The sequence below is a fragment of the Dyella ginsengisoli LA-4 genome, assembly GCF_000334915.1.
GTDB lineage: Bacteria > Pseudomonadota > Gammaproteobacteria > Xanthomonadales > Rhodanobacteraceae > Dyella_A > Dyella_A ginsengisoli_A.
This window is the reverse complement of record NZ_AMSF01000010.1, coordinates 41,467-61,136: the sequence shown is the minus strand read 5'-3', so window position 1 is coordinate 61,136 and position 19,670 is coordinate 41,467. Positions and strand designations below refer to the sequence as shown.

Below are 19,670 nucleotides of genomic sequence, written 5' to 3'. Positions count from 1 at the left end.
CACTGCCCGGCGTGACGGCTTCGGCATATTGCCGGAGCAGACGCCCCGAACGCGTGGCGGCGTCACCCTTGGCATGGCTTGTCGCCGGTGCGCCCGCCGCAACGGCCAAGGATTCCTCCGATGGCGCCTGGGCGTCATCGTCCACCTTGGCCGCGGAAGCGGAAACAGCCGGCGTGGCTGCTGCCGGCGCGTGGACGATCCTGCCCGGGCCGAGGGGAGCCACAAGGTCGGGCCGGACCATGCCGGCGATCCCGAATGCCACCGAAAAGAGCAACACGATCGTGGCGCCTATGCGCGGCCCGCGAGGCCAGCGGCGGGGTCGGGAAGTACCGTCGGCACGGACGGATTCGACGTCATCGGCGTTCATCTGGGCGGGTCCCTTGGGTGCGCGTGTGCATTCCCTGATCACAGAGAACGGAGGGGCTTGGGCAGCGCCCCGTCAGCATGCGCTGTTTCGTGCCATCGCGCATGCCTCTGTCTCCGCCCCATCCATGGTCGTTCAGCATCCGTCAACGCGCGCCGCGACCAAACAGGACGACCTCTACGGTCTGGATGAGAATCAGCAGATCGAACAGCAGATTGTGGTTCTTGACGTAGTAGAGGTCGTACTTGAGCTTTTCCGCGGCATCCTCATCCGAGGCGCCGTACGGATAACGCAGCTGCGCCCAGCCTGCGAGGCCGGGCTTGAGGCAGTGCCGAACCTCGTAGTAGCGGATCTTGCGGCTCAGGTCGGCCACGAACTGGGGACGCTCCGGCCGCGGACCGATGAAACTCATGTCGCCCTTCACCACGTTCCACAACTGCGGCAGCTCGTCCAGGCGCGTCTTGCGGATGAAACGCCCGACACGAGTCACCCGATCATCGTTCTTGCTCGCCCAGCGGGCGATGCCGTCACGTTCGGCATCGGTCGCCATGCTGCGGAACTTGGTCAGCCAGAAGGTCTTGCCACGGGCACCGACCCGCTCCTGCCGATACAGGATCGGCTGGCCAGGACCGGATTCCATGCGGATCGCCAACGCCGTCAGCAGCATGAACGGCCAGGTCAGGACCAGCACCACGACCGCGGCGAACAGGTCGAAGCAGCGCTTGCTGAAACGGCGCAGCGGGGTCGAATCGAAGCCGCCGGAGAACACCAGCCAGGAAGGGTCGGTGAAGGAGAGCTGGACGCGACCGGCCTCGCGCTCGACGAAGGTCGTCAGATCGGTCACCTCGACGCCGATCTGGCGCAACTCCAGCAGGTCGGCCATCGGCAGGTTGCCGCGACGATCCTCCACGCCCACCACGACCTCGTCCACCTGGCGCTCGTTCACCCACTGCAGCAGCGTGTGCTGGGGGTCGAGCAGATGCTCGGCAGGCACGCAGACCTCCTCGCTGGCCCGGGGCAGGAAACCGACCACGATGAATCCACGGCGATCGGAACGACGGCGCATGCGACTGTGCACCTCGGCCGCACGCTGGCCCGCGCCAAGGATCAGGATCCGGCGTTTGAGACCCTCGACCTCGGTCAGATGCTGGAACACCAGGCGGAATCCGGTGACCAGGATGAAACCGACTGCCAGGCCGATACCGAACACGCCGCGGCCAACGTACGCCTGGGGGAACACGTAGTACAGGACCACGAGCATCACCGCGCCGAAGCAGAAACCGACGGCCTGCCTGGCCAGCAGACCGAACCAGCTGGTTCTCATGTTCAACTGGTACTGCCCCAGCGCAGCAAGTCCGAGCATGAGCACGGCGGCGAATACCAGCGAGCGCAGGACCAGAGAGCGGGTGAAGCGCGCGAGATCTTCCGGCGCCCCCGGGTAGCGCAGGCGTGCGGCCACATAGAGCGAGACGCTCAGCAGCAGCAACTCGATGACGGCGAGCAACAGCAGCCAGCGAAGGCCGCTATTCTTGGATGAGCGAAACATGGCACTACCCCCTGATACCGTGACTCAGTTCGCTTTACATGCGCCGGACCGCCATGTTATGCACGATTTTGTTACAGTGTCCAGTCAGCATGTGTGACGATGTTCCCGCCAGCGCCGAGCCAACAGGTGCTGAGCGCTTCGGGTTCACCGGGTACTGCGATCGCGCCGACGAGACCTGCCGGCAACACCAGTCGAAGCAGCCTCCATGCCAACGGTCGTCCGCAGGGGTCGGAGACCGGGCTTTGCAACGTATCGACCAGGGCCGGATCGGACCTCAGTCCGGTGCCCCGGGCCTTGAGCACCGCCTCCTTGGCCGCCCACAGCCCAAGCACCGCCTGCTGCCAGGGCTCGCCGGCAAGCCCGGCCAGCGCCTTCCGTTCGGCCGCCGTGCCGATCGCCGCCAACACGCCATCCAGAGAATGGCGCGCCGGAAAGCGCTCGATATCCACGCCCACGGCCGCCATCCGGGCCACGGCGACTGCCGCGAATTGTCCGGATCGGCTCAAGCTCGTCACATGGCCGGCGTGATCAGGGAGCAGCGGCTGCCCCAGCGCATCGGGCAGGATGCGCGGCAGCAGCGGACCCGTGCCGAGGCACATCCGCAGCACTTGGCGCCAGAGGGCATGGGCGAGGACATAACTGGTGCGGTCGGCCTCGAACCGCAAGCGCTCGGCGCGAGCCCGCTCCCATGCATCCAGCACGGAAGCCGCCTGCTGCAGACCGTCCGACCACTCGGCGGTGTCGAACACCACCACCCAGGCCTGCGCTCCGGCCAGCCGCCCGACCCCCGCCTGCTCCAGAGCCACATCGACCCGTCGGGCAAACTGCCCACCCCTCGTCTCCATCGCCCAGGGCCTGGCCGGGATCAGCCGCCTTGCCGGGCGATGAACTCCAGATACCAGGGCATCGCGTCATGCAGGCCATCGGCGATGGTGTGGGTGGGTGCGTAGCCGAGATGCTTTGCGGCCAGCGCGATATCCGCCAGGGAGTGACGCACGTCCCCGGCCCGGAAATCGCGGTAGACCGGCCGGCGATCGTAATTCACCCCTTGCCCCCGCAGGCCGCCCACCAGCAGGTCGAACAACTGATTGAGGCTGGTGCGCTGGCCGACTGCCACGTTGTAGACGCGGTCGCGCGCCTCGTCGGCGGACAACGCGGCCAGCAGGTTGGCCTGCACCGCATTGGCGACATGGCAGAAGTCGCGGGTGGTCTCGCCATCGCCGTTGATGAACAGATCGTCGCCGCGGATCAGCGAGGCGATCCACTGCGGGATCACCGCGGCGTAGGCACCATCCGGATCCTGCCGTCGACCGAACACGTTGAAGTAGCGCAGGCCGATCGCGCGGAACCCGTAGCAGCGCGCGTAGACCTCGGCGTAGATCTCGTTGATCAGCTTGGTGGCAGCGTACGGCGACAGTGGACGGCCGATGCGATCCTCGACCTTCGGCAGGGTCGGCTCGTCGCCGTAGGTCGAGCTGGAGGCCGCATAGGTGAAGCTGGACACCCCGGCATCGCGCGCCGCCGTCAGCATGTTGAGGAACCCGGTCGCGTTGGCCGCGTGGGTGGCCAGGGGATCCTCGATCGAGCGCGGCACCGAACCCAGCGCAGCCTGGTGCAGCACATGGGCGACCCCGGCACACGCCGCCCGACAGTCCTCGAACGCCCGGATGTCGCCTTCGATGAAACGGAAGCGCGACCAGGCGTCCGGCCCGACGACCTCCCGCACCTCGTCCAGGTTGTGCTGGTAGCCGGTGGCGAAGTTGTCCAGGCCGATCACCTGCTGGTCGAGCCGCAACAGCGTCTCCACCAGATTGGAGCCGATGAAGCCTGCAGCGCCGGTCACCAGCCAGGGCCCCTGTGCGGCGCGCACGCGTGCCTGCAATGCAGCAGGAATGAACACTTCGTTGCGCTCCATCACAACCTCCCGTCGACCGCTTCGCGCGGCAGCACGTACTTCACGTCATAGATCACCGCGCCATCGCGCCCCAGTGCGTGCACGCCCTCGGCGCCCAGCGCAACGAACTGGTGGTGGGCGACTGCCACGATCACCGCGTCATAGCTGCCCTGCGCCGGCGCATCGATGGGGCGCAGACCGTATTCGTGCTCGGCCTCGTCGGCGTCGACCCAGGGGTCGTACACGTCGACATCGGCGTTGTAGCCGTGCAGCGCCTGCACGATGTCGACCACGCGGGTATTGCGCAGGTCCGGGCAGTTTTCCTTGAAGGTCAGGCCAAGGATCAGGATCTTCGCGTGCACCGGATTGATGCCCTTGCGCACCATCAGCCGGATCACCTCGTTGGCCACGTACGGACCCATGCCGTCGTTGGTGCGGCGGCCGGCGAGGATCACATCGGGGTGATGGCCGACCTCCTGCGCCTTGTGGGTGAGGTAATACGGATCCACGCCGATGCAGTGGCCACCGACCAGGCCCGGCCGGAACGGCAGGAAGTTCCACTTGGTGCCCGCCGCCTGCAGCACTTCCAGCGTGTCGATGCCGAGCTTGTTGAACAGGATCGCCAGGTCGTTGACCAGGGCGATGTTGAGATCGCGCTGGGTGTTCTCGATCACCTTGGCCGCCTCGGCCACCTTGATCGAGCTGGCGCGATGGGTGCCGGCGGTGATGATCGAGCCGTAGACGCGGTCGACGAAATCGGCCACTTCCGGGGTGGAACCGGAGGTCACCTTGAGGATGGTGGTGACGCGATGCTGCTTGTCGCCCGGGTTGATCCGCTCGGGGCTGTAGCCGGCGAAGAAGTCGTGGTTGAACTTGAGCCCCGACACCCGCTCCAGGATCGGCACGCAGACCTCTTCGGTGCAGCCCGGGTAGACGGTCGACTCGTACACCACGATGTCGCCGGCCTTGATCACCTTGCCGAGCATCTCGCTGGCCTTGACCAGCGGCGTGAGATCGGGGCGTCGCGCTGCGTCGATCGGCGTCGGCACCGTGACGATGTAGAAGTTGCAGCCCTCCAGATCGGGCAGCTGGGCACTGAAAGTGAGCCGGGTCGCCTGGGCCAGCTCGGCCTCGTCCACCTCGAGGGTGGAGTCGCGACCGGCGCGAAGTTCCTCGATGCGCGAAGCATTGATGTCGAAACCGACGGTGGGATAGTGCCTGCCGAACTCGACCGCAAGCGGCAGGCCGACATAGCCCAACCCCACGATCGCGATCCTTGCTTGGTCGATCTGCCGCATGCCGCCCCCTGAACCCATGAAATTCGCCGAATGATAGCGGTCCCTGCCCCTCTGCTGTCACCGGGTGCTGGACAGTGTGACGCAGGTATCTGACGGTTTTGCGTTGCGATGCGATAATGAGCGGCTGCCTGCGCCGCTTCAGACACGCGTCGGCTCCTTCTACTGCGACGGACAACGGTACTCCCCATGGTGGCTCTCGCAACCGAGCGCGTCATCGACGTGCACCACTGGAACGATTCGCTCTTCAGCTTCCGCACGACCCGCGACCCAGGCTTCCGCTTCGACAGCGGCCAGTTCGTGATGATCGGCCTGGAGGTGGACGGGCGTCCGCTGATGCGCGCCTACTCGATCGCCAGCGCCAACTGGGAAGAGCACCTGGAGTTCTTCTCGATCAAGGTGCCGAACGGCCCGCTGACCTCGCGCCTGCAGCACCTCAAGCCCGGCGACGAGGTCATCGTCAGCCGCAAGCCGACCGGCACCCTGGTGCTGAACGACCTCAAGCCCGGCAAGCGGCTGTACCTGCTCAGCACCGGCACCGGCCTGGCGCCGTTCATGAGCCTGGTGCGCGACCCGGAGACCTACGAGCGCTTCGAGAAGGTGGTGGTCGCCCACGGCGTGCGCGAAATCAGCGACCTGGCCTACGGCGACTACCTGCAGCACGAGCTGCCGCAGCACGAGTACCTGGGTGAGATGGTGCGCGAAAAGCTCATCTACTACCCGAGCGTGTCGCGCGAGCCGTTCCGCAACCAGGGCCGCATCACCGACGCCATCGTCGACGGCCGCATGAGCCAGGCGATCGGCCTGCCCCCGCTGGATCCGGCGGTCGACCGGGCCATGCTCTGCGGCAGTCAGCACATGCTCGACGACACCGCGGCGATTCTCGACGCGCGCGGCTTCCAGGTCTCCCCGCGCACCCGCGAGCCGGGCGATTACGTGATCGAGCGGGCCTTCGTCGAGAAGTGACCTGACGCCAGCCGCCCGGCGCGTTACCGTGACCGGGCGGCGACTGGCCGCGCCGTTCCGGGCCCGCCGTGTTCGACATCGCCCTGTATGTCCTCGCCGCCCTGCTGATGCTCGGCGGCCTGGCCGGCGCCGTGCTGCCCGCGCTGCCCGGCATCCCGATGATCTTCGCCGGCATCTGGCTGGCCGCCGCGGTGGACGGATACCGCCACCTCGGCCTGTGGTGGCTCATCGGACTGGGCGTGCTCGGCGGCTTCGGCGTGGCCGTGGACTTCATCGCCGGCGCACTCGGTGCCAGGCGCGTGGGGGCCAGCCGTCAGGCCATCTGGGGCGCCACGCTGGGTACGTTCGCCGGCCTGTTCTTCGGTGTTCCCGGACTGCTGCTGGGCCCTTTCGCCGGGGCACTCGCCGGCGAGCTGCTGGCCGGCCAGAGCGTGCTGCGGTCCACCCACGTCGGCGTCGGCACCTGGCTCGGCCTGCTGTTCGGCACCCTGGTCAAGCTGGTGGTGTCGTTCGCGATGCTCGGGCTGTTCGCGCTGGGAATGCTGCTGGGCTGACCCTCAGCCCGCGGCCGGGATCACGTAGAGCAGGATCGCCAGGTAGTGCAGCACGCTGCCGGCCAGCACGAAGCAGTGCCACACCGAGTGGTGGTAGGGGAGACGCCGCCAGAGGTAGAACGGCACGCCGGCAGTGTAGGCGACGCCGCCGGCGATCAGCAGCGCCATGCCGCCGTCCTGCAGGTGCGCCGCCAGCGGCCGGAAGGCGACCATGCCGATCCAGCCCATCGCCACGTAGAGCAGCACCGACAGCTTGCGGTAGCGGCGGAACATGCCGAACTCCAGCACGCTGCCGATCGCCGCCAGCGTCCACACTGCGGCGAACAGGCTCCACCCCCAGCGTCCCGGCAGGGCGATCAGGGTGAAGGGCGTGTAGGTGCCGGCGATCAGCAGGTAGATCGCAATGTGATCGAGCGTACGCAGCACCGGCTTGGCCGATGGCACGGGCACCGCGTGATAGAGCGTGGATGCGGTGTAGAGCAGCACCAGGGTCGTGCCGTACACCGCACTGGCGATCACGTCGCGAGCCTCGCCGTAGCGCGAGGAGACCACCACCAGCGCAGCCAGTCCGATGATCGCCAGCAGCACGCCGATGCCGTGCACGATGCTGCTGGCCAGCTCGTCGCCAAAGCTGTATCGCGGCACTGCGACGAAGGGTTGTGCGGTCACGACCATCTCTCCACCGGCCGCCTCGCGGCCTCTAGTGCGCCGCACCATAGCGCGGATGACCGCGTCTGCATACGCCTGCGCACGGAAATCGGCGGCAGCGCACGCAGCGCGGTCGCCCGGGCTCACTCGATGATGAAGGCGCCGAAGGCGATGCCCAGGTTCCAGCCCTTGCCCTTGCCGCTGAGCGCCAGCGATACGCTGCCCTTGGTGACCACCTGTGCGTCGGCCGATCGCTCGGCGCCAGCGTGGGCCTCTGCGTTGGCGTAGTGCCCCTTGATGTCGGCGATGCTGTCGACGCCGGTGAACTTGCCGATGCCGTGGTCGATCCGGGTCTTGCCGAAGGTGAGGCCGCCGCCCTTGGCCCGCAGCTTCACGTGCATGCTCTGGCCGTTGCTGCAGGTGACGGTGCCGCTGCCGGTGGCGGTCTTGTAGAACACCGACCAGCCGGACAGCTGGAAGGTCATGCTGCAGGAAATATCCCCCGCCCGGGCGGCGGATGGCAGGAGCGCCAGCCCGGCCAGCAGGGCCGAGGCAGCCAGGAAGGTTCGCATCGTCATCGATCTGCTCCGTCTGGGTGACCGGCGCCTGGCCGGTAGTGCAGCATTCTGGCGCATCGGCATGAACGGAGGCGCCCCGTCGATCCGGCGCGACGATCAGCCATGGCTCGCGGCAACGGCCGCGGCCTCCATCTGGTTGCAGATGAAACGATTGGACGTCCAGACGTCCACTTGCCCGAACCATGACTTCCGGCATAGGCTCGGGCTGCGTCCCCGCGATCCCCACTGCCTGCCCGGCAGCGCGGCGGCGCCACACAACCCGCATCGATGATCGTCAGGAGGTCGCCCATGTCGTCCGCAAGCCTGGCTGTTGCCCGTCGTTCCCGTCCGGACCAGTTGCGCGTCGCCGCACTGAGTGCCGCCATCGCCCTCAACCTTGCCGTGCTGGTCAACGCCATGCGGCCGCTGGCTCCGCAATTGAGCCCCCCGGCGTCCGAACCGCGCACGCTTACCATCCGCTGGCACGAGCCGCCTCCGCCGATCCCTCCGCAGCCACCCGTGCTGGACGTCAAACCCCTGCCGGTCCCGGTACCGCCGGCGCCGGTCACCCGGGTCAAGCCGACCCCCGTCGCACCGCCCGTGGTGGCACCGATCGAGAACGGCAACGTGCAGGCCCCTCCGGTCACCGTGCCGACGCTGTCACCACCGACCCACGAGGCCACGGCGGCGCCTGCACCGATCGAGGCCAGCCTGGCTTACCGGCGCGCGCCCCTGAGCTTCCCCGCCCAGGCGGTACGCCAGCGCATGCACGGCACTGTGCTGCTGCGCGTGCTGGTGGACGAGCAGGGAAAGCCGATCGACGTGGAGATCGAGCAGAGCAGCGGCTACACGCTGCTCGACCGCAGCGCACGCTCGCAGGTGCTGGGCGGCTGGGCATTCCAGCCCGCCATGGTCGATGGCAAGCCGGTGCGCGCGTGGGCGCGGGTACCGGTGAATTTCGACCTGCGCGGCGAGTAGCGGCAGGCATGAAGCCCCCGGCGACTGCCGGGGGCTTCGCGTATCAGCGACCGGCGTTGACCGGCACCGGCGTCGGTCGGCGCGAAGCCCGCACCACCAGCCACACCAGGCCGACCAGCGCCAGCACCGGCAGCATCACCGGCAACAGCGCCAGCAGCACCACGGGCGCCACCAGCAGCAACGCCAACGCCCCGACCAGCAGGCCGACCAACCCGGCGATCAGGCCGATCGCGCCGCCGACCAGGGCGAACGCCAGCTTGAACACGAGGCCGACCAGCGACGCCGCCAGCCACAGGAAACCCACCACCATCACCAGCACGGCCAGGGTGACCATCGTCCTGCTCCTTCGATAGGCGCCAACCGGGCGCCCGCATCCTTTCAGATGCGGACGGCCGCGAAAGGGTTGCAGGCTCAGCCGCCAAATCCTTCCAGGACGATCTTGCCGATGGTGCTGCCGCTTTCCAGCTGGGCGTGCGCGCGGCGCAGGTTGGCCGCATCGATGGTGCCGAAGTGCTCGCGCATGGTGCCCTGCAGCGCGCCAGCATCCACCAGGTCGGCCACTTCCTGCAGCATCTTGTGCTGGGCCACCATGTCCGCGGTGCGGAACAGCGAGCGCGTGTACATGAACTCCCAATGCAGCGAGATGCTCTTGCGCTTCATCGCGCGGATGTCGATCGGCGTGGCCGGATCGTCGATCAACCCCAGCTTTCCCTGCGGCCGAAGCAGCTCGACCAGCGCCTCGTAGTGCTGCTCGGTGTGGGTCAGGCTCATCACGTAGTCCACACCATCCGGCGCCACGGCGCGCACCGGCTCGAGCAGGCCGTGGCGATGATCGACCACGTGGTGGGCGCCCAGCTCGCGCACCCAGGCCTGGGTTTCCGGGCGCGAGGCGCTGCCGATCACGGTCAGGCCGGTGAGCTTGCGCGCGATCTGTATCGCCATCGAACCCACGCCGCCGGCCGCGCCGACCACCAGCAAGGTGCCGCCAGCCTCGCCGCGCGCCACGCCAAGCCGGTCGAACAGGAGCTCCCACGCCGTCAGCGCGGTCAACGGCAGCGCCGCCGCCTGGGCAAAATCCAGCGAGGACGGCTTGCGTCCGACGATGCGCTCATCGACCAGTTGCAGCTCGGCATTGCTGCCGGCGCGGTCGATGGCGCCGGCGTAGAAAACCGCGTCGCCGGGTTTGAACAGCGAAGCCTCGGGGCCGACCGCCACCACCACGCCGGCGGCATCCCAGCCGAGCACCTTGTCGGCGCCGGCCGGGTCCACGTTGCGACGGATCTTGGTATCCACCGGGTTTACCGACACCGCATGCACGCGCACCAGCAGATCCCGGCCGACCGGCGCTGCCGGGTCGGGCAGGTTGGCATCGACCAGGCTGTCCGCAGCTTCGATGGGCAGTGAATGGCGGTAGACGACGGCTTTCATGGCGACTCCTCGACGCGGGGAACAAGGGGGAGAGAAAGGCATCAGGCTAACCCAGCTCGACCGTGGGGACGTTGCACTCCGGGCGCCGGGGATACTGCAGCAGGAGACTGACGACGGTTACCGCGAGCCCCGTCCAGGCCAGGGCGGCACCTGCCACGCTCACCGCCGGCAGGCCAAGGCCCGCGCTGATCACCGCACCGCCGAGGAACGCACCCAGCGCATTGCCCAGGTTGAACGCCGCGATGTTGAGCGTGGAGGCCAGGTTCGGCGCGTTGCCGGCCTGCTGCACCACGCGCATCTGCAGCGGCGGCACGGTGGCGAAGGCCGCCACGCCCCAGACGAACACGGTCACCACCGCCAGCAGCGTGTGCTGCATGGTCCAGGCAAAACCCAGCAGCACCAGGCCCAGCACGGCGAGGATGCCGATCAACGCCGGCATCAGCCGCCAGTCGGCCAGGCGCCCGCCGAGCAGGTTGCCGAGCGTGGTGCCGGCACCGAACAGCACCAGTACCCAGCCGGTGGCGGCGACGCTGACGTGCGCCTGCTGCTGCAGGATCGGCGCGATGTAGGTGAACACGGTGAACACGCCGCCGAAACCGAGCACGGTCATCGCCAGCGCCAAGAGCACCTGCCGCTGGCGCAGCACGCCCAGTTCGCGGCGCAGGTCCGGTGCGGTCAGGTCCGGCAGCGGCGGCACCAGGCGCCACACCGCGATCGCCGCCAGCACGCCGAGCCCGGTCACCGCCGCGAAAGTGGAGCGCCAGCCGGCCCACTGGCCGAGGAAGGTACCGAACGGCACGCCCAGCACGTTGGCCAGGGTCAGCCCGGCGAACATCAGCGCGATCGCCTGCGCCCGACGCGACGGCGGAACCAGATGCGCCGCGACCACCGCGCCGATACCGAAGAACGAACCGTGGCAGAACGCGGCGAGCACGCGCGCCAGCATCAGCAGCGCGTAGTTCGGTGCCACCGCACACAGCGCGTTGCCGGCGATGAAAAGGCCGAGCAGCAGCAGCAACGCGTGACGTCGCTCCATCCGCGCGGTGAACAGCGCCAGCAGCGGCGCGCCACCGGCCACGCCCAGCGCGTAGCCGGACACCAGCAGGCCGGCGGAAGGAATGCTCACGCGCAGGTCGCCGGCCACTTCCGGCAGCAGGCCCATGATCACGAACTCGGTGGTGCCGATGGCGAAGGCCGCCACGGCCAGCGCGAACAGCGCCAGGCGGGAACGCTCCACACTCATGGCGCGACCACCCCGAGCTGTTTGAGCAGGGTCAGGTTGTCTTCCAGGTGCCAGTTGTCGGCGATCAGGCCATCGACGATGCGATAGATGTCGGTGGCGATGAAATCCACCGGCTGACCGTGGCCCTGGCGATTGCCGAAGCGTCCGGTGAAGTGGCCGCGGAAGTGCAGGTGCGAGACCACCCGGTCGCCGGTGACGATCAGCTGCTCCACGGTGCAGCCGAGGTCGGGCACCGCTGCACGGAAATCGCGCGAGGCAGCCAGCGCGCCCTCCACACCCGGTGCGCGCCCGGGCGGCGGCGTGCGGTCGACGAAGCCGGGAGCCAGTGCCGCGCGGGCCAGCGCTTCGTCACCGGTGTTCCAGAAGCTGGCATAGCGCAATGCGGCGCGGGTCATGGCGGCCGCATCGACCGGGGCCGTGGCGATGGTCTGATGCGCCCGGACCAGGGTCGGCGCCGCGCCGGTCGCGGATGCAGTCGTGGCAATGGCCAGTGCGCCCAGCAAGGAGGAAACTCGTTTCATGGTGGAGCCTCGGGGAAGGATTTCGACGGCGCCATCGTGCAACTTGCCGCCAAGGCAGAGAATTGGCCAAACTGGGCAAGCATCTTTTCCTGAGAGTTAAAGATGGTCGATCTGGACGCCATGCGGCTCTTCGTTCGTGCCGTGGCCGATGGCAGCCTGTCGGCGGCCGGGCGTGAACTCGGGCTGTCGCCCGCCGCGGCCAGCAAGCGGCTGACCCGGCTGGAGCACGCCCTTGGCGTACGGCTGCTGCAGCGCAGTTCGCGCCGCCTCACCCTCACCGACGAAGGCGCGGCCTATTACGAACGCTGCGTCGCCATCCTGGCCGACCTCGACGAAGCCCACGCCAGCCTCGGCGCGGGCCAGATGGAGGCACGCGGCCTGCTGCACGTGGCAGCGCCGGCCGACCTCGGCCGGCACTGGATCGCCCCGCTGGCCGCCGAATTCGCCGCGATGCATCCACGGCTGCGCCTGCGCATCAGCGTCTCCGACGCCACCCTCGACCTGTTCGAACATGGCGTCGACGTGGCCGTGCGCAGCGGTGCACTCGGCGACTCCCGGCTGGTCTCGCGCCGGTTGGCATTGAACTACCGTGTGGTCTGCGCAGCGCCGTCCTACCTGGAGAAGCACGGACGCCCCGCAGACGTGGACGAGCTGGCCGGACATGCCTGCCTGATGCTGCATCGCCCGGGGCGCGGCCTGTTGCCGTGGACACTGCAGACCGCACATGGGCCGCGACCGTTGCGGCTCGAGGCAACGATGACCTGCGACAGCGGCGACCTGCTGCGCCAGCTCGCCGTCGCAGGCCACGGCCTGACCTTCAAATCCGCCTGGGACATTGCCGAGGATGTGCGGAGCGGGCGGCTGGTGCCGCTGCTGGCCGAGATCGCCACGCCCGAGGCGAACATCCATGCCATCTACCCCAGCCGCCGCTTCCTGCCCGCCCGCATCCGGCTGTTCGTCGACTTCCTGCACGAGCGCCTGCAGCGGCACGAAGGCGACGTGCTCGACACCGTGCGCCGGGCGATGACCTGACATGCTCACCGACATCATCGCCCTGTCGGCACTCTGCCTGCACGCGCTGGGCGCGATCGCGGCGATGCACGCGGTGGTGCATGCGCGCACGCCGCAGGGAGCGATGGCATGGGCGCTCGGGCTGGTGCTGCTGCCGTACGTGACGCTGGTGCCCTACCTCTACCTCGGCTCGAGCCAGGTGCATGGTTACCTGGAAACGCCGCGGCGACTGCCCGGCGCTCCGCCGGTGGAAGCCGGCACGCATCCGGCCTGCCTGCGCCTGGATGCGCTGGCCACGCTGGCCGGGCGCCCGTTCCGGCGCGGCCACGCGCTGCAGCTGCTGGTGAACGGCGAGGCCGCGTTCGATGCCATGTTCGCCGCGATCGCCACCGCACGCCGCGAGGTGCTGGCGCAGTTCTTCATCGTCCACGACGACACCCTGGGCAAGCGCTTCGCCAGGGCCCTGCTGGATCGCGCGGCCGCGGGCGTGCGCGTGCACCTGCTGTACGACGGTATCGGCAGCCACGAGCTGCCGGAGTCGTACGTCGACGCGTTGCGCAGCGGCGGCGTGGAGGTACACGCCTTCGCCGGACGGCGCTGGCGCAACCGCTTCCAGCTCAACTTCCGCAACCACCGCAAGCTGCTGGTGATCGACGGAGCGCGGGGCTTCGTCGGCGGGCTCAATGTCGGCGACGAGTACCTCGGCGCCCGCCCGCCGCTGTCACCATGGCGCGACACCCACCTGGGCTTTGCCGGGCCGGGCGTGACCGACCTGCGCCAGGCGTTCGCCGACGACTGGCGCTGGACCACCGGCATGCGGCTCCCCGACGACATCCCCACGCCACCGCAGGGAGAGGCCAGCCTGCTGGTGGTGACCAGCGGCCCCGCCGACCCGCAGGAAACCGGATCACTCTGCTTCACCGCGCTGATCCATGCCGCGCGCGAGCGGCTGTGGCTGAGCACACCCTACTTCGTGCCCGACGCGGCGGTGATGGCCGCGCTGCAGCTGGCCGTGCTGCGGGGCGTCGACGTGCGCGTGCTGATCCCCTCGCGCCCCGATCACCGCGGCGTGTTCCTCGCCTCCACCCTGCACGCACACGAGGCGGTACAGCGCGGCATCGGCATCTATCGCTACCAGCCGGGCTTCCTGCACCAGAAAGCCCTGCTGGTCGACGGACACACCGCCGCCATCGGCAGCATGAACCTGGACAGCCGATCGTTCCGGCTGAACTTCGAGCTGAGCGCCATCGCCGTCGACGACGGCTTCGCGCGCGCGGTGGAAGCCATGCTGCAGGAGGATCTGGCGCAATGCCGTCCGGTCACCGAGGCCGAGTATCGCCAGGCCCCCTACCTGCGCCGCGTCGCCATGCACGTGGCGCGGCTGTTCGACCCGATTCTCTAACGGGCGGGTCGGCCGCCGCGACGCCTGCACCAGTCGATCGCCAGCCAGGCCAGCCAGATCCCCACGCCGACCCCGGCCAGTTCGCAGAACACCCGCGTGCCCAGGTTGTCCGGGTCGTGCACTTCGGCCAGCTTGGCGCGCAACAGGGCCAGCGACTGCAGCCGTCCGTAGTTGAAATAGAACAGGTTGCCGATGTCCGCGCCGGCACTCAGCACCACGCCGAGCAGGTAGGACCAGCCGATCTTCCTCGCCTCGCTCCAGCCACCGCGACGGCCGACGGCGTGGAACAGCGCGAACAGCAGGGCCCCGGCGACGGCGCTGATGGTGCCGGCTTCCAGCCCTCCGACGAAGCCGTAACCCATCCAGGACTGGTCATACGGCATGGCGCGCTCCAGGGCAGGCGGAAAGGTGCTCAGACATCGTCCTGCGACCCCACGCTCACCGCGATTCCACCCGCCGGATCCACCTGCACCGAGACGTCGATGGGGCGGCAGCACACGTGGCAATCCTCGACGTAGCTGTATGAATCCTCCGCCGGCTCGATCAGGAGTTCGATCGGCTCGCCGCAGTAAGGACAATCGATCATCACGGCATCCAGCATGCAGGCCTCGGCACTTCGGGGGAGCTGCGATTGAACCATATCGCCTGCGGCGCGCCGACCGTCGGGCCGGCCGCCGGATGCGTCAACCCGATCCCCGCGGGAACGTTCGGACAGGGCCGATCCACGCCGCTGCCGCACCGGAGCCGCCCATGCGCCGCACCTTCATCGTCGGCTGCCCCCGCTCGGGCACGACCATCGTCCAGGCCATGCTGGCGCGCCACCCCGAAGTCGCGACGCTGCCGGAGACGGCGTTCTTCGAGCATCTTTACGGCGAGCTGCACTGGCGCTGGCGGGACCATGGCGTCCCGCAGCGGCGACGGCGCGCGGTCGAGATGGGCTTCGCCCGCAGGCACGGCCGGCACGTGCTGCAGCAACTGCAGGGAAGGCTGGGTGGCGGCGACGTGTTGGTGCCGCTGCGGCTGGCTGCATGCACCGAACGCTTCGTCGGGTTGCTCGACGACCACGCGGCGGCGGCCGGGTGTTCGATGTGGATCGAGAAGACCCCGAACCACCTGCTGTACATCCCCGAGATCGAGCGGCACGTGCCGGATGCCCGCTTCGTCCACGTGATCCGCAATGGTCTGGACGTGGTTGCATCGATCGCCGACGCCAACCTCCAATTCGACGACAACCATGGCTTCGGCGGCGGTGCAAAACTGTGGGCGAACCGCTGGAACCGGGCAACCACCCTCCATCGCCGGTATATCGGCAAGCCGAACCACCATTTCGTGTTCCTCGACGATTTCGTCGGCGACGCCTCGCGCGAATGGCGCCGGCTCTGCGAGGCACTGCAACTGGATCCCGACACCCCGCTGGCCGAGGCCTGCGCCCAGCCGATCGCCGACCTCGCCGACGAGCCCTGGAAGCGCCAGGCCGTCCTGGGCAACCTGCGCCAGCCCCGCAGCAAGGCCCGTACGCTGTTCGGCCCACGGCTGCTGGACTGGCTGTCGCAACGACTGGTCCCGCTCGAGCCGCTCCGGCAGCAGTGCCGCGCGGCCGACAGTGACGATGCCCCGGCCGAGCCCGGAAGCTTCAGCCCGCCTCGCGCAACAGCGTCCGCCCGACCAGCGCCTCGGACCACTGGTCCGGCTTGAGGATCAGGAACTGGCCCGCCTTGCGGGTACGTCGCGCCAGCTTGAGCAGGTGGCGATCCTTGCTGAGCAACCATTGCGCCCCGCTGGCCAGGGCGAGCTCGAGGAACTTCTGGTCGTCGGGGTCGCGACACACCGGCAAGGGACCGAGGCCGGCCGGATCGGGAAGGTCGGTGAGCTGCACCAAGGTGGCATCGAAGCGCTCGCGCAGGCCGTCCCGCTGCTCCGGCCGGATCGGCACGCTGGGGTACTCCAGCACGCGCAGCCACTCGTCGCGGCAGGCCGCGTCAGCCACCGCGCGGACCCGCCCGCTCGTCAGCGCACCCGCCAGCGGTGCGCAGGCTGGATCCCGGAACAGGAACAGGTCCAGGCAGACGTTGGTATCGAGCACGATGCGCGGCACGGCATCGCGGGACTCGTCGGACATGGCGGCGGCAACAGGCATGCGGAGGCGGCCGCACTTTAGCCCAAGCGACCTCGCCGGGTCAGGCGCCGGCCTGCAGCGAGCGATGCAGGTCGCGCATCTGGTCGCCCCCGGTACGCACGGCAACGTAGGCCTTGAGCACGACCATCCGCGCCTGCGGCGACAGCGCATCGTCGTCGAGCGCCGACTCGAACGCCGCCTGCAGCTCGTCCTCGTCGCGCCCGGCCATTTCGACCACCCTTGCATCCGCCGGCCCGACACCGCGCCGGGCCTCGACCCTGGGAGCAACCGGGGCGGGGGACGAGGCCGACGAAGGCGCCTCGCCGGAGCCGTCCTGCTGGAGGCAGCCCCGCAGATGCGCGGCGACCGCCCGGCGCTCCTGCGCGCGATGCGCCAGCGACGCGGCGACGCGGAATCCCTCCGCGTCGTTCGCCGCCTCGAAGCAGGCGTCGGCATTGGCGCTGGCATAGGCGATCAGGGTGGTCAGTCGGTCGACATCGTGCTGGCTGGCTGGCATGGGACGCTCCTCGGTGGCCTCGGACGGGGCGGTACGCCCTTTGTCCGCATGCTGGCTGCGATGCCTGCGCTCGCGGGTGAAGCCCGCGCCAGCGGGGCCTTCACCTGTGTGCAGGGGGCGTGGCGCGTTCAGCCGGCGGCCAGTTCACCCAGTGCCCGCACCGCCGCGGGAATGCCCGCCGGGGACTCCACCGTGAGCATCCGTTCGTGCGAGTCGCCCAGCCCGTGATCGAGCTCGTGGCTCCAGGTCACGTGATAGGGCACGTGCACGCCCCAGCCGCCGAGGCGTACCACCGGCTCGATGTCCGAGCGCAGCGAGTTGCCGACCATCGCGAACTGCGCCGGGGTCACGGCGAACTCGTCGAGCAGCCGGCGGTAGGTGTCGGCATTCTTTTCCGACACGATCTCGATGCGGCGGAACAGGTCGGCCAGGCCCGACCGGGCGACCTTCTTCTCCTGGTGGAACAGGTCACCCTTGGTGATCAGTACCACCGCGTGCTCGTCCGCCACCGCCTCCACTGCCTCGCGGATGCCCGGCAGCAGCTCGACCGGATGCTGCAGTACGCCCTTGCCGATCTCCACCAGCCGGTGGATGTCCTTCGCCGAGATGCGCGCGTCGGTGAGTGCGATGGCGGTCTCGACCATCGACAGCGTCATGCCCTTGGCGCCGTAGCCGAACAGCGCCAGGTTGCGCCGCTCGGTCAGCAGCATGTCGTCGTGCAGGCCGCGGTCGCCCAGGTCCACGTAGTGCCCGAGGATTTCCGAGAAAGCCGCGTGGGCGGCCTGGTAATAGCCCTCGCTGTGCCAGAGGGTGTCGTCGCCGTCGAAGCCGACCATCGTGATCATGGATGCGCCTGTCCTTTGCCGTGTTGCGGGTCCCCCGCCGCCGGCGGGGAGAGGGAAATTGTCGCAGAGGCTCCCGGCGGCGTCGCCGACTCCCCGCCGCGGCCGTCGAACAGGCATCATCTGGGCTGGTCTCTCCCGGGCTGCCGCCATGGCCACCACCCATCTCTCCCGTGCCGCGCTCCTCGTCATCGACCTGCAGCGGGATTTCATGCCCGGCGGCGCGCTGGCCTGCCACGAGGGCGACGCGATCGTGCCGGGCATCGACGCGCTGCTGCGCACGCGCTGCTTCGGCCACGTGGTCGCCACCCAGGACTGGCATCCGTCCGGCCACGTCTCGTTCGCCAGTTCGCACCCCGACCGCGCACCGTTCGAGAGCATCGACCTCTACGACCACCCGCAGACGCTGTGGCCCGACCACTGCGTGCAGGGCACGCCGGGAGCGGCACTGCATCCCGGGGTGGACTGGTCGGGCGTGGGCATGGTGATCCGCAAGGGCAACGACCCGCGCGTGGACTCCTACAGCGCGTTCCGCGAGAACCATGGACCGGGCGGCGTGCGCCCCTCGACCGGCCTGGCGGGCTGGCTGCGCGAGCGCGGCGTGGATACGGTCTACCTGTGCGGGCTGGCACGCGACGTCTGCGTGCTGTGGAGCGCACAGGACGCCGCCCGCCTGGGTTTCCGCACGCGGGTATTGTGGGACCTGTGCCGACCGGTGACGCCGGCCGGCGACGAACCCACCCGAGCCGCACTCGCCCGTGACGGCATCGCCGTGGCCGATGCGGCCGCACTGGCCGGCTGACCCCATCCCCTCCTACGGAGCTTTCCCATGCCTCGTTCTCTGTGCTGGCTGCTCGCCGCCGTACTGCTGGTCCTCGCCGGATCGGCGGGGGCGGCGACCATCGCGCCGCTGCGCGTGATGACTTTCAACGTGCGCACGCCCTCGCCCGACGGGGTGAACGTGTGGGTGAACCGCCGCGACCTGTTCGTGCGCACCGTCCGCGACGCCGATCCGGATGTGTTCGGCACGCAGGAGCTGCACAAGGAACAGGGCGACTACGTGGTGGCGAAGCTGCCGCACTACGCCTGGTTCGGCGAGGGCCGCCGCGGCGGCGATGGCGACGAGCACATGGGTGTGTTCTACCGCACCGACCGGCTGAAGGTGCTGGAGTCCGGCAATTTCTGGCTGTCCGATACGCCGGACGTGCCCGGCAGCATCTCCTGGGGCCACCCGTTCCCGCGCATGGTCACCTGGGCGCTGTTCGAACGGAAGGCCGATGGCCGGCGCTTCTACTTCTTCGACACCCACCTGCCCTACCGCGACGGGGACGAAGCGGCGCGCACCAAGGGAGCGAAGGAGATCCTCGCGCACATCGAGGCGCTGCCGAAGAACGTGCCGGTGGTGCTGGTGGGCGACTTCAACACCACCCCGGCGAGCCGGGCCCACGCCCTGCTCGCCCGCGCACTCACCGACGCGCGCGCGACCGCGCCTGAGCACGCCGGCCCGGACAAGACCTTCCACGCCTTCACCGGCCAGCCGACCGAACAGATCGACTGGATCCTCACCCGCGGCCTCACCGCGCGGAGCGCCGACACGATCACCGTGCACGAAGGCAAGGTGTACCCGTCGGACCACTTCCCGGTGGTCGCGGTGCTGGACTGGAAACAGCCCTGAGCGCTCGTCGCGGCATCTGAGACACCCGCTCCCGATACTGCGCGGGCCGCTGCGGATCCCCCTCCGGCAACGGCTCCGTCCATGGCAGTGGTCGGTTCAAACCCTTTGGCCGC

The 19,670-nt window shown here is 69.0% G+C and carries 23 protein-coding genes; 8 read left to right on the top strand and 15 right to left on the bottom strand.

The window, feature by feature from the left end; translation table 11 throughout:
• Positions 1 to 509 precede the first annotated feature (509 nt).
• The 4 genes from C693_RS0101755 to tviB all read right to left on the bottom strand — a co-directional run bounded on the left by C693_RS0101755 (position 510) and on the right by tviB (position 5,102).
• The gene (locus C693_RS0101755; protein ID WP_017460528.1) at positions 510 to 1,910 is read right to left on the bottom strand and encodes a TIGR03013 family XrtA/PEP-CTERM system glycosyltransferase; all 1,401 of its coding nucleotides are present in this window, start codon (positions 1,908 to 1,910) and stop codon (positions 510 to 512) included.
• 71 nt (positions 1,911 to 1,981) lie between these two features.
• Complete coding sequence (locus C693_RS20855) at positions 1,982 to 2,716, bottom strand: 4'-phosphopantetheinyl transferase family protein (protein WP_017460527.1); 735 nt, start codon at positions 2,714 to 2,716, stop codon at positions 1,982 to 1,984.
• 59 nt (positions 2,717 to 2,775) lie between these two features.
• Positions 2,776 to 3,825, bottom strand: coding sequence for an SDR family oxidoreductase (locus C693_RS0101745; RefSeq protein ID WP_017460526.1), 1,050 nt, complete (start codon positions 3,823 to 3,825; stop codon positions 2,776 to 2,778).
• Positions 3,825 to 5,102, bottom strand: a complete 1,278-nt coding sequence (tviB, locus tag C693_RS0101740; RefSeq protein ID WP_017460525.1) for a Vi polysaccharide biosynthesis UDP-N-acetylglucosamine C-6 dehydrogenase TviB — start codon at positions 5,100 to 5,102, stop codon at positions 3,825 to 3,827. The genes C693_RS0101745 and tviB overlap by 1 nt, the downstream gene beginning before the upstream one ends.
• Positions 5,103 to 5,288: 186 nt before the next feature.
• On the opposite strand from tviB, the gene C693_RS0101735 reads away from it, so the two are divergent.
• Positions 5,289 to 6,065 carry a ferredoxin--NADP reductase gene (locus tag C693_RS0101735; protein WP_017460524.1) on the top strand — a complete coding sequence of 259 codons (777 nt, stop codon included), beginning with the start codon at positions 5,289 to 5,291 and terminating at the stop codon, positions 6,063 to 6,065.
• Between the two features lie 107 nt (positions 6,066 to 6,172).
• Entirely contained in the window at positions 6,173 to 6,619 is a 447-nt protein-coding gene (locus tag C693_RS0101730; protein ID WP_052329338.1) for a DUF456 domain-containing protein, read from the top strand.
• Between the two features lie 3 nt (positions 6,620 to 6,622).
• Here the strand turns inward: C693_RS0101730 and trhA are convergent, their stop codons facing one another.
• Positions 6,623 to 7,294, bottom strand: a complete 672-nt coding sequence (gene trhA / locus C693_RS0101725; RefSeq protein ID WP_017460522.1) for a PAQR family membrane homeostasis protein TrhA — start codon at positions 7,292 to 7,294, stop codon at positions 6,623 to 6,625.
• 116 nt (positions 7,295 to 7,410) lie between these two features.
• On the bottom strand, positions 7,411 to 7,845 hold the full coding sequence (locus C693_RS0101720; RefSeq protein WP_017460521.1) for a hypothetical protein: 435 nt from the start codon (positions 7,843 to 7,845) through the stop codon (positions 7,411 to 7,413).
• A 288-nt stretch (positions 7,846 to 8,133) separates the two neighbouring features.
• Here C693_RS0101720 and C693_RS0101715 point away from each other — a divergent pair, with 288 nt between their 5' ends.
• On the top strand, positions 8,134 to 8,802 hold the full coding sequence (locus C693_RS0101715; RefSeq protein WP_017460520.1) for an energy transducer TonB: 669 nt from the start codon (positions 8,134 to 8,136) through the stop codon (positions 8,800 to 8,802).
• Positions 8,803 to 8,845: 43 nt separating this feature from the next.
• On the opposite strand, the gene C693_RS23415 is transcribed toward C693_RS0101715, so the two are convergent.
• The 4 genes from C693_RS23415 to C693_RS0101695 form a co-directional block, all read right to left on the bottom strand.
• Positions 8,846 to 9,136 (bottom strand): hypothetical protein, encoded by a 291-nt coding sequence (locus tag C693_RS23415; RefSeq protein ID WP_017460519.1) that lies wholly within the window; start codon positions 9,134 to 9,136, stop codon positions 8,846 to 8,848.
• Between the two features lie 77 nt (positions 9,137 to 9,213).
• Positions 9,214 to 10,230: a zinc-binding alcohol dehydrogenase family protein gene (locus C693_RS0101705; RefSeq protein ID WP_017460518.1), complete on the bottom strand. Its 1,017-nt coding sequence runs from the start codon at positions 10,228 to 10,230 to the stop codon at positions 9,214 to 9,216.
• 46 nt (positions 10,231 to 10,276) lie between these two features.
• Complete coding sequence (locus tag C693_RS0101700; protein WP_017460517.1) at positions 10,277 to 11,473, bottom strand: MFS transporter; 1,197 nt, start codon at positions 11,471 to 11,473, stop codon at positions 10,277 to 10,279.
• Positions 11,470 to 11,994: an ester cyclase gene (locus tag C693_RS0101695; protein ID WP_043598308.1), complete on the bottom strand. Its 525-nt coding sequence runs from the start codon at positions 11,992 to 11,994 to the stop codon at positions 11,470 to 11,472. The genes C693_RS0101700 and C693_RS0101695 overlap by 4 nt, the downstream gene beginning before the upstream one ends.
• 120 nt (positions 11,995 to 12,114) lie before the next feature.
• Between C693_RS0101695 and C693_RS0101690 the strand changes: the two genes are divergently transcribed.
• Complete coding sequence (locus tag C693_RS0101690) at positions 12,115 to 13,026, top strand: LysR family transcriptional regulator (protein WP_241762612.1); 912 nt, start codon at positions 12,115 to 12,117, stop codon at positions 13,024 to 13,026.
• Position 13,027: 1 nt separating this feature from the next.
• Positions 13,028 to 14,407, top strand: coding sequence for a cardiolipin synthase (cls, locus tag C693_RS0101685; protein WP_017460514.1), 1,380 nt, complete (start codon positions 13,028 to 13,030; stop codon positions 14,405 to 14,407).
• Here the strand turns inward: cls and C693_RS0101680 are convergent.
• Both C693_RS0101680 and C693_RS0101675 read right to left on the bottom strand, forming a co-directional pair.
• A complete protein-coding gene (locus tag C693_RS0101680) occupies positions 14,404 to 14,790 on the bottom strand; it encodes a hypothetical protein (RefSeq protein ID WP_017460513.1) in 387 nt (128 codons plus the stop codon). The two genes, cls and C693_RS0101680, sit on opposite strands and share 4 nt — an antisense overlap.
• A gap of 29 nt (positions 14,791 to 14,819) precedes the next feature.
• Positions 14,820 to 15,008 carry a CPXCG motif-containing cysteine-rich protein gene (locus tag C693_RS0101675; protein ID WP_017460512.1) on the bottom strand — a complete coding sequence of 63 codons (189 nt, stop codon included), beginning with the start codon at positions 15,006 to 15,008 and terminating at the stop codon, positions 14,820 to 14,822.
• Positions 15,009 to 15,157: 149 nt separating this feature from the next.
• On the opposite strand from C693_RS0101675, the gene C693_RS0101670 reads away from it, so the two are divergent.
• Entirely contained in the window at positions 15,158 to 16,102 is a 945-nt protein-coding gene (locus C693_RS0101670) for a sulfotransferase family protein (RefSeq protein ID WP_017460511.1), read from the top strand.
• Here C693_RS0101670 and C693_RS20850 read toward each other — a convergent pair.
• From C693_RS20850 to C693_RS0101655, 3 genes are all read right to left on the bottom strand, one after another.
• The gene (locus C693_RS20850) at positions 16,041 to 16,526 is read right to left on the bottom strand and encodes a PIN domain-containing protein (protein WP_043598325.1); all 486 of its coding nucleotides are present in this window, start codon (positions 16,524 to 16,526) and stop codon (positions 16,041 to 16,043) included. The two genes, C693_RS0101670 and C693_RS20850, sit on opposite strands and share 62 nt — an antisense overlap.
• Before the next feature lie 58 nt (positions 16,527 to 16,584).
• A complete protein-coding gene (locus tag C693_RS0101660) occupies positions 16,585 to 17,040 on the bottom strand; it encodes a PA2169 family four-helix-bundle protein (RefSeq protein WP_017460509.1) in 456 nt (151 codons plus the stop codon).
• Between the two features lie 128 nt (positions 17,041 to 17,168).
• Positions 17,169 to 17,885: an HAD family hydrolase gene (locus C693_RS0101655; RefSeq protein WP_017460508.1), complete on the bottom strand. Its 717-nt coding sequence runs from the start codon at positions 17,883 to 17,885 to the stop codon at positions 17,169 to 17,171.
• A 148-nt stretch (positions 17,886 to 18,033) separates the two neighbouring features.
• Here C693_RS0101655 and pncA point away from each other — a divergent pair, with 148 nt between their 5' ends.
• Together pncA and C693_RS0101645 are read left to right on the top strand one after the other, a co-directional pair.
• Complete coding sequence (pncA, locus tag C693_RS0101650; RefSeq protein WP_017460507.1) at positions 18,034 to 18,684, top strand: bifunctional nicotinamidase/pyrazinamidase; 651 nt, start codon at positions 18,034 to 18,036, stop codon at positions 18,682 to 18,684.
• 27 nt (positions 18,685 to 18,711) lie between these two features.
• Positions 18,712 to 19,557 carry an endonuclease/exonuclease/phosphatase family protein gene (locus C693_RS0101645; protein ID WP_017460506.1) on the top strand — a complete coding sequence of 282 codons (846 nt, stop codon included), beginning with the start codon at positions 18,712 to 18,714 and terminating at the stop codon, positions 19,555 to 19,557.
• The last annotated feature ends 113 nt before the right edge of the window (positions 19,558 to 19,670 follow it).